This window comes from Nonlabens sp. (assembly GCF_039941875.1).
Lineage (GTDB): Bacteria > Bacteroidota > Bacteroidia > Flavobacteriales > Flavobacteriaceae > Nonlabens.
The window spans coordinates 1-9,854 of the sequence record NZ_JBDVDQ010000002.1 but is presented as its reverse complement, the minus strand read 5'-3'; the positions used below and the strand labels follow the sequence as shown (position 1 = coordinate 9,854).

The window sequence follows — 9,854 nt, the reverse complement described above, 5'->3', positions numbered from 1 at the left end:
CAAGTACATCGACTACTACTGGAAGACCAGTGTCATTACCAGTACTCACATCCGGCGTTGCAACAGGAACATAATCAATTGTTACCGTAGCGGCATTTGATACATTACCATCATTATCATCTATCGTATAACTAGCAGGACTTGTTGGATCATCATTAAAGCCAGCTTCTGGTATAAAGCTAATTTGACCTGTCGTTTCACTTATTTCCCAAGCTCCTTCTCCAGGTACTGTATATCCTATAATATCTCCATCCGCATCAAGTATCTCCATCGTAGCACCTACTGGAACTACTAAACTCACAGTCGTTACATCTAATACTCCATCAGGATCTGCATCTACTCCATTACCATTATCTGCCGTTGGATCTACACTTACTGTAGCGCCAGGCACATTGGCTAAGCTCTCATCATCTTGAGCAACTGGTGGAACGGCATAGGTTGCGCTTATTTTTGCTGGAGCTGTTACATTCCCTTGATTATCAGATACTACATACGAGATATCCATTGGACTGCCTTCAAATAATCCTGTACAACTCGCATCTGGAATTCCAGCTGCACTACAAGGAGTAAAGGTAATCGCTCCACTTACTGGATCAACACTCCATACTCCAACTCCAGGTTCTACTAAGCTTGTCACAGGAACTCCAGGATTTGCAGGATCTATAATCATTACTGTCGTAGGATCTACAAGATCACCATCAACATCATTTGCTAATACATCAATTACAGCTGCATCACCTGGCATAACGCCAGAAATCTCATCTGCAGTTGCAACTGGTACGTAATCGATTGTTACTGTAGCCTGGTTAGAAGTATTACCAGCATTATCATCTATTGTATAAGTAGCTGGATTTGTTGGATCATCGTTAAAACCAGCTTCTGGTGCAAAACTGATCTCTCCATTCACAGGATTAACTTCCCAAGCGCCTTCACCAGGAACTGTATATCCAATAACATCACCATCTGCATCAGTCTGAACCATTGTAGCTCCAGCTGGAACTACTAAGCTCACAGTCGTTACATCTAATACTCCATCAGGATCCTGATCTGCTCCATTTCCATTGTCAGCTGTTGGATCTACACTTACCGTATCACCTGGCACACTCGGAGCACTTATATCGTTTTGCGCTATTGGATCAACACTAGGAACTGTTCCTTGATTATTTGCCTCTGTCGATAAGTCTTGATTATTGGTAGTGTCTGGATCATCTTGATCTGCAACCACCGTAGCTCCATTTGAAAAAGCTCCTTCACTGTCAATTGTTGCTGATAGAGTTATAACAACATCATTACCAGCACCTGCAGCAATACTAGCTATTGTACAAGGTAACATTGTACATCCACCTCCAGAAATATTTGTAATAGTTAAATTTTCTGGAATATCTGTAACTACAACATTGGTAGCTTCATCAGGACCTGCATTACTTACTGTTAATGTATATGTCACTGTATCTCCTACTGAATAAGGACTGCTATCGACCAATACTTTATCAATACTTACATCCGACTGTGCAATAGTAAGTGTAGCAGAACGTGTTTCAGTAAAACATACATTATCATCATGGCTTACTACAACAAAATACTCGGTACCATCTAAGCCAGTTACATCATTAACCGTTAGTGTATCTGTATTTTCTCCACTATAATTTGAATCGGCAGCAGTAATTAGTGTTCCTGAAGTATCTGGATCACCTATATACCACATATAGTTTACTCCCGCATTTGCATTTCCAGGAGTTCCATAATCAGGAACACCTACTGTAAATCCAGTTGAATTATCTGCTGTTGTTGCAATTGTAAAAGTAGCAGATTCACCAGTTGTAGCCGTTTGGTCAGTAGGCTGCATTGCAGCGACATTAACTTGTGTTGCAATTATTTCATTTCCGTTTGCTCCGTCATAACCTCCAGTTGCCGGAGAACTTCCTGTGACAAGCCCATCACTATTAACTATAGTAGGTAACGCTCCTAAACGTCCGTCACCATTAGGATCTAATCCGCCAGACTCTAAAACGTCATTACATAAGTCATTATCTGAATCTAAATCTAGCGAATCTATAGTTCCATCATTATCAGTATCTCTACATCCCGTAGGTATAAAAGCAAAACCTTCATTTCTTGTCAAGACACTAGATACTGTGTTATAATCTAGTACAAATGGAAACGTCGTACTAGACAAATCTACATCTAGATACCATTGCGAATTCTCAATCCGCAAACCTCCAGCTTCATAATCCAGTAAATCTCCTGAGGAAACAATTGCACCACTAGGCAAGTTTACTATTTCATTTAAAGGGTCATAAAGAACTCCTGTTCCTCCTCCATTCCAAGTCAATGTTAATTCTTTATTGGCATTTTGCGCTCCATAATTAGATGAAGGTGCGTTACTTGCAATTCTAATATTCGTAATTTGCCCACCTTGAACATTATCGATTGTCAAGGTCATGTCAAAAACACTGCCTGGATTAACGTATCCTTCATCCCAAATCACCATCAAACCGTCTGTAACTCCGGAAGTAAACTGATTAATCTCAACAGGAGCAGGAGTACCTGTTACTCCCTCTGGCATAGAAGGAGAAGTCAAGTTAAAATCTGCTGTAAACAAATCTGCTATATACTCACCATCTATGGTGTTAGTACCTATACCTGTTAAATTTGTTGCTAGAAGAGGCACGCCGCATTCTTCTGTATCTAAAATCCCATCATTATCATCATCAAGATCACAAAAATTACTGATACCATCACCATCATTATCTGGATTACCAGAAGCTATTGCATCACAAGGATCTGCAGGCTGTACAACTGTTAATGTAGCACATTCCGTTTGTGTAAAACATACATTATCAGGATGAGTAATAACCACACAATATTGTGAACCATCATCACCTGAACCAGGTGTGATGGTTAAACTTGCATTTGTCTCTCCAGTAAGTAGCGTACCTCCAGAAGCTGGATCACCTTCAAACCATTGATATTGTGTTGTTCCAGTAACATCCACCATACTACTACCTGAATAATCTGGTTCTGTACTCGGTGCAAAGCCCATAAAATCTAAAGTACTGGTTGCTGTAACAGTTACCGAAAACGTAACATCATCTCCAAGAACTACCGACTGATCAGCAGGTGCTGTATCAACTATTACTTGTGTAGCAACAGTTTCATCACCACTAGCTCCATTATAACCTCCAGTTGTATCACCACTTCCCGTTGTTACTTGACCATTCTCATCTACCACTGTTGCAGAGTCTCCTAAAACTCCATCATTATCATTATCTGTTCCTCCTGATTCTAACACGTCATCACATCCATCATTATCAGAATCTAAATCTAAGTGATCAGGTATTGCGTCACCATCCGTATCCTTTACCACACAATAAGAAAACTCATAAAACTGCATCGTTACATTAGATCCAGCACCATCTTCCTTACCTGCCACAACGATTAACTTATCAACAGGACCATTAACACTCACTAAAATTGAATTATTTGGCGCATTAGATCCGGCTTCACTACTTACTGCACTTTGACCTTGTATAACAATACCTGTATCTAACGCATTAATAACAGAAAGTTTAACCGGCACCTCGACACCATTATATTGTGCAATAAAATCTACACGATCATTATTATCCAAACCTCCCCATTTGAACTCTACATTATATATAAGATCAGATACTACATCAAAAGTGTACAAAGCTACATCTATAGATCCAGCGTCATCTGGATACATCGCCGACGCAGGAAAGTTAGTCCCGTCTGGTTGAAAGTTAATGTACGTACCGGACACCCCTCCATTATTAGCTGTTCCTACTCCAGAATTCCAATTTGCATTATTCAACAACTCGTAAGTTAAATTAACACTAACTCCTTCAAAGACATATAAGCCTGACTGACTTCCTGGATTACTAACATTATCATTAGGAAATGTACTTCCTATATCTATAAAACCAGAAGGTGAGTCAGAACACTTTAATTCATTCTCATCCAAAACGCCATCATTATCATCATCTAAGTCAACGCTATCGATAATGCCATCATTATCTGAATCTAGAGGCGCCGCATTTACCATTATAGAAACAATTTCAGAAACACAAATAATAGGTGAAGTTCCCGTATTACAAACTTGATACTCAACTGTAACTACGGAGCCAGCTTCTGAAGCAAGTGGCGTATAAATCAATTGTCCTAGACTATTAAATAAAACAGTACCATTACCACTACCATTACCTGTATCAACAACTGCTGTATTTGCACTAGGCTGAAAATCATCGTTAGCTAACACATCTACTGTTACACTATTCCCTGCGACCACTGTAGCAGAATCTGAGTTAGTTGTGGCAACTAATGGATTAGGATCTGTAGTATCAGGGTTACCATCACCATCATCGTCTATATCACACACACCGACAGAACCATCTCCATCAATATCAGCGTCCGGAGTAAGAACAGTACTATTCGTCCCAGAATATGTTGCCGCTGTAACTGTACCATCAGAATTTGTATTAGGCGGAACACCTACACCGTATTCACCACCATCGCCACCATCTGCATTTGGATCATTATAAGCCTCGTTTGCATCGCTACACCCATCGTTATCACTATCTAAATCTAAATGATTAGGAACTCCATCTCCATCTCCGTCTGTATTTTCATAAATATCAGGAGTACCATTACCATTCACATCTATATAATTTGTCGCAGACCCATCAGCATTTGCAATGTAGGTAGCAGAATCTCCTGTGTTATCTTCTGTATCTAAATAATTAGGCAAGCCATCTCCATCATTATCACCATCTGGCTCAAAACCTCCAGACTCATCAATGTCTGAAATACCATCATTATCATCATCTAAATCAACCGAATTCAAATACCCATCAGAATCAGTATCCTTATCACAAACAGAATAAAGAGGAGTATTGATATCCAACTGATCATTCATATCAAAATCTTTTACAAAACCACTATTAGCAAAATTTTCAAACTCAATAACATTCACGTCATCAAATTCATACATCACCCTACTAGGCGCGGTACCTGTTTCAGATGCAGAACCTATAGCACTTAAGTTTGGCAACACATTATCAACTATTATGTTAGTTGGATCTGCAGTTGCAGTAAATCTTACACCAGAATCACAGTTTGTGGCCAAACCTTCATTATCAATACCGTCGATATCATTAATCTTTAAACGAAAGTCATTTACAGCAACTAAAGTAACACCATCTGACTCTAAAAAACTAAATCGTATTCTAGACCTATTTGCAGGTATACCTGTAGCAGCTGACTGTGAGGCGTATCTAATATCATCACCATCCTGCACAAATACTCCTGGCTGCCCATTGATACGTTGCGCTCTAACCCTTGTTAAATTAGGAATAGAAGATGTAACAATATATAACGCATCATCTGTGTTGTCACCTGAAACAACCCCTGTCACACTAACTGTCTCAAAATTTTGAGCAGCAGTAACAAACGAAATCATTAAAATTAAAACAGTTAAAACAGACTTGATTTCAATGAAGCCTATAAACTTCAAGCAAAAGGAGCTTAATAGATTATAACATGACTTAAACATTGAACTAGGAGTAATTTTTCCCATAGGTAGTATCTTTTTTTAGTTAACAAAAAAGGCTGTTTGTTAACATATATTAATACTAAATTATGAATAAAAACGAAATAGTATGTTCTCTAGGTTTTAAGTTAATTTATAATCGATTAAATACATTTATAATAGCTTAAAAGCATGACTATTGTAACTTAACCCTAATCAAACATACGTTTCAACGATCAATTATTTCAGAAATAAGCCAATTAAACAACTATTGACAAGAGAAATAACATACAATTGAAAACAATTAAGGGCTATAAAGAACAATTATGATCGACCTATGGCATCTTTCGCGAAAGCGATACCAACATAATGATTGCTTGAATATAAACGCCACAACCTATAAGAATTGATATTGGTAAAGTAATTTAATATAGATCAAGATCTATTCTCTATTTTTGTAATCTTATGAATAAGAAACAATTTGAGAAAGAAGTCGCAAGACGTAGAACCTTTGGTATTATCTCTCACCCAGATGCTGGTAAAACCACATTAACTGAAAAACTACTTCTTTATGGAGGTGCTATTCAAGAAGCTGGTGCGGTAAAGAACAATAAAATTAAGAAAGGTGCTACCAGTGATTTCATGGAAATAGAAAGGCAAAGAGGGATATCTGTAGCGACGTCTGTTCTTGCTTTTGAATATGATGGAATCAAGATTAATATCTTAGATACTCCTGGGCATAAGGATTTTGCTGAAGACACTTTTAGAACTCTGACTGCTGTGGACAGCGTAATCGTAGTTATAGACGTAGCAAAAGGTGTGGAAGAACAGACTAAAAAACTGGTCGAAGTATGTAGAATGCGTAATATCCCTATGATCGTTTTTATTAATAAAATGGATCGTGAGGGAAAGGATGCCTTTGACCTTATGGATGAGATAGAACAGATACTAGGTCTAAGAGTCACTCCTCTTAGTTTTCCTATAGGTATGGGGTATGATTTAAAAGGAATCTACAATATCCACAAACAGAATATCAATCTTTTTACTGGTGCGTCTTCAAAGGAGATACACAAGACTAAAGCCATAAGTGATATTAATGATACTGAACTAGATAAACTAGTGGGCGAGCAGGCGGCAGGTACTTTAAGGGATGAACTGGAATTAGTGGATGGAATTTACCCTGCATTTAATAGACAAGAATACCTAGATGGCGATTTACAACCTGTATTTTTTGGAAGTGCTTTACACAATTTTGGTGTAAAAGAATTGCTAGACGGATTTGTAGAAATAGCACCAGAACCTAGACCTAAAAAGGCAGAGGAAAGACTGGTAGAACCTAAGGAAGATCAATTCAGTGGTTTTGTATTTAAAATACATGCTAACATGGACCCTAAACACAGGGATAGACTGGCATTTATTAAGATAGTAAGTGGGGTCTTTGAAAGAAACAAAGCTTATAAACATATACGTCTGGATAAAAACTTAAAATTCTCTAGTCCTAATGCGTTTTTTGCTGAGAAAAAGCAAATAGTAGATGAGTCTTTTCCTGGCGATATAGTAGGATTACACGATACTGGTAACTTTAAGATAGGTGACACTTTAACGTCTGGTGAGACCTTACATTATAAAGGAATTCCATCTTTCTCTCCAGAGCATTTTAGATATATTAATAACTCTGACCCTATGAAGTCTAAACAACTTGCTAAAGGGATAGATCAATTAATGGATGAAGGTGTTGCGCAGCTATTTACACTTGAGCTCAATGGTCGCAAGGTTATAGGTACTGTAGGTGCTCTACAATTTGAAGTTATACAGTACCGACTAGAACATGAATATGGTGCCAAATGTTCTTATGAAAATCTTAATGTACATAAAGCTTGCTGGGTGGATGAAAGCGTTGCAAAGCCAGAAGAATTTACTGATTTTAAACGTGTGAAATCCAAGTTTTTATGCAAGGATAAAAGAGGACAACTGGTATTTCTAGCAGATTCTTCTTTCTCATTGCAAATGACACAACAGAAATACCCTAGTATTAAATTTCATTTCATATCTGAATTTGAACCAGCTGCTGAGGCATTGGTATAGTTGAATAGTTCCGCTTTCGCGAAAGCGGAATTACCATCTGACAAACATAAAAAAAAGCTCTGAACTAGATAAGTTCAGAGCCTTTTTTTTTAATAGCTTACTGCATTAAAAATTAATCACAGTTTTTATAGTTATCTAAACCAGTAACTATAAACTCTGACCTACGGTTAAGCTGGTGCTCTTCTTTAGAACATTCTACATCGTTAGAACATCTATTTAACAGTCTTCTTTCCCCAAAACCTTTGGCAGTTAAGCGAGAAGCATCAATACCTTTTGATATAAGCCAATTACGTGTACTCTGTGCTCTTTTCTCTGAAAGTATATCATTATAGTCGTCAGGAGCTCTACTATCCGTATGAGAGCGTATTTCAACCTTAGTAAGTGGATATAATTCCATAAACACTTTAATCTTTGCTAACTCATAAGCTGCGTCTTTTCTGATATTAAATCTATCAAAATCGAAATATATCTGCTCAATATCTAGTAACGGACCTATATCATCACAGTCTGACACTGCTATACGAGCCGTCTCTATCTCTAGTGGTACGTCTATGAATCCAGATTTTGTAGGCGTTGAGAACAGATCTTCGTCAGAAGAGTAATCTTCTTTTTCTACTCTAACAAAATACTGTTTGCCACATTCTAATTTAAAAACATATTTACCATTCTCACCAGTTACTAATTGGTCTACTTTGTTATTATTAGCATCCATCACCATAACAGTCGCCTCATTCATCGGCTCACCTGTCTTCTCATCGGTAACCGTACCTGTAACTAGAACCTCACAAACCTCTCTTAGGTCCTCTAGTTGTATAAATCTATAGATGTCATCATCTCCCGATCCACCTGCTCTATTAGAAGTAAAGTATCCTATTTTAGTGTCATCGTTAATGATAAAAGCAAAATCATCACTAGTAGTATTAATAGGTTTACCAATATTAATAACTTTACTAGTACTACCATCTGGACTTATTGAACTAGCAAATACATCTAACCCTCCAAGACCTTGATGACCTGTAGAAGCAAAGTACAATGTATTATTCTTACTAACAAAAGGGAAAGTCTCACGTCCAGGTGTATTCACATTCTTAAGATTTCTAGGCTCACTAAACTGACCTTCTTCAAGTATATCTACTACCCAAATATCGGACTTAGTGAAGTCAGAATTTATATCATAACCTATAGTCCCAGGCATGTCACTTGAAAAATACAATTGTTTTCCATCAGGACTCAACGCAGGATGCGCAACAGAATACTCATCACTATTAAAAGGAAGAGACACAGGCTTAGACCATCTACCATTTTCTTTATAAGATCTAAAAACCTTAAGCTTATTCATACCATCAATATCCTGTCTATAAACACCGTTATCATAGTTATTACGAGTAAAATACATGGTTTCACCATCTGCAGTTATTGCAGGTGTACTTTCGTGAAACTTTGTATTAATATTACTAGATAATCTTTTAGGTGAGCTTAATTTACCAGACTCATCTGCCTTTGCAGTATATAACTGTAAGAAAGGCTGATCATTCCATGTATGTCTTCTACTTACCATAGATCCAGAATCTCTAGAAGTAGCATACACTACTTGACTTTCTGATTCATAAAATGCTGGGCCAAAATCTACTGTGTAGCTATTAATTTCTTTAGTGTTTACCACATCAAATCTACCAGATTGAAAATCTATTATTTGTAAATAATTAGGCTCTTCAGAATACATCTTAGATCTAACATCAAAACCTTTGAACGTATTGAATTTTGACATTAATCTATCTGCCTCATCGTACCTACTTACAGATTTAAGAGATTGCGCATATCTAAAGAAATACTCAGGTTTTGCATTATCTTCATATTCTTCAAATAGCTGATTATACCACTTATACGCCTTCTGAAGGTCATCATTAAAGTAATACGTATCACCTAATTTTGCTAATACTTCAGGAGATGCAAAGCCTTCTTCTACTAACTTTAAATAAATTTTCTGAGCATCAATAAATGCTAAAGAATTGAATTTTTCATTCCCTTTATCTACCTTTCCCTGTTGAGCATGCCCATAAGAGAAGGTAAAAAGAATGATTAGTATGGATAGTTTTTTAAACATAATATATGCTGTGTTTATTTTTCTTAGAAGAAACGAGGTGTAATGATACGGTCGTAGCTGTTAAATAATTCAAATCTCATAAAAAGTTCATAACTACCGTCATTAAAAACGGCGTTT

Annotated in this window: 2 protein-coding genes and 1 pseudogene; 1 reads left to right on the top strand and 2 read right to left on the bottom strand. The window is 37.0% G+C overall.

The genetic code is table 11. The annotated features are described in order from the left end of the window. Positions 1 to 5,533 (bottom strand): annotated as a pseudogene (locus ABJF08_RS00380) (hypothetical protein); the annotation flags it as partial. Positions 5,534 to 6,013: 480 nt separating this feature from the next. Between ABJF08_RS00380 and ABJF08_RS00375 the strand changes: the two are divergent. Continuing rightward, positions 6,014 to 7,633: a peptide chain release factor 3 gene (locus ABJF08_RS00375; RefSeq protein WP_348114070.1), complete on the top strand. Its 1,620-nt coding sequence runs from the start codon at positions 6,014 to 6,016 to the stop codon at positions 7,631 to 7,633. A 112-nt stretch (positions 7,634 to 7,745) separates the two neighbouring features. Here ABJF08_RS00375 and ABJF08_RS00370 read toward each other — a convergent pair whose 3' ends face one another. Beyond that, positions 7,746 to 9,737 (bottom strand): OmpA family protein, encoded by a 1,992-nt coding sequence (locus ABJF08_RS00370; RefSeq protein ID WP_348114069.1) that lies wholly within the window; start codon positions 9,735 to 9,737, stop codon positions 7,746 to 7,748. Positions 9,738 to 9,854: the final 117 nt, after the last annotated feature.

Bases quoted from the DNA above. Each gene is read 5' to 3' on its own strand.
- ABJF08_RS00370 (WP_348114069.1), bottom strand. From the start codon at position 9,737: ATGTTTAAAAAACTATCCATACTAATCATTCTTTTTACCTTCTCTTAT.
- ABJF08_RS00375 (WP_348114070.1), top strand. From the start codon at position 6,014: ATGAATAAGAAACAATTTGAGAAAGAAGTCGCAAGACGTAGAACCTTT.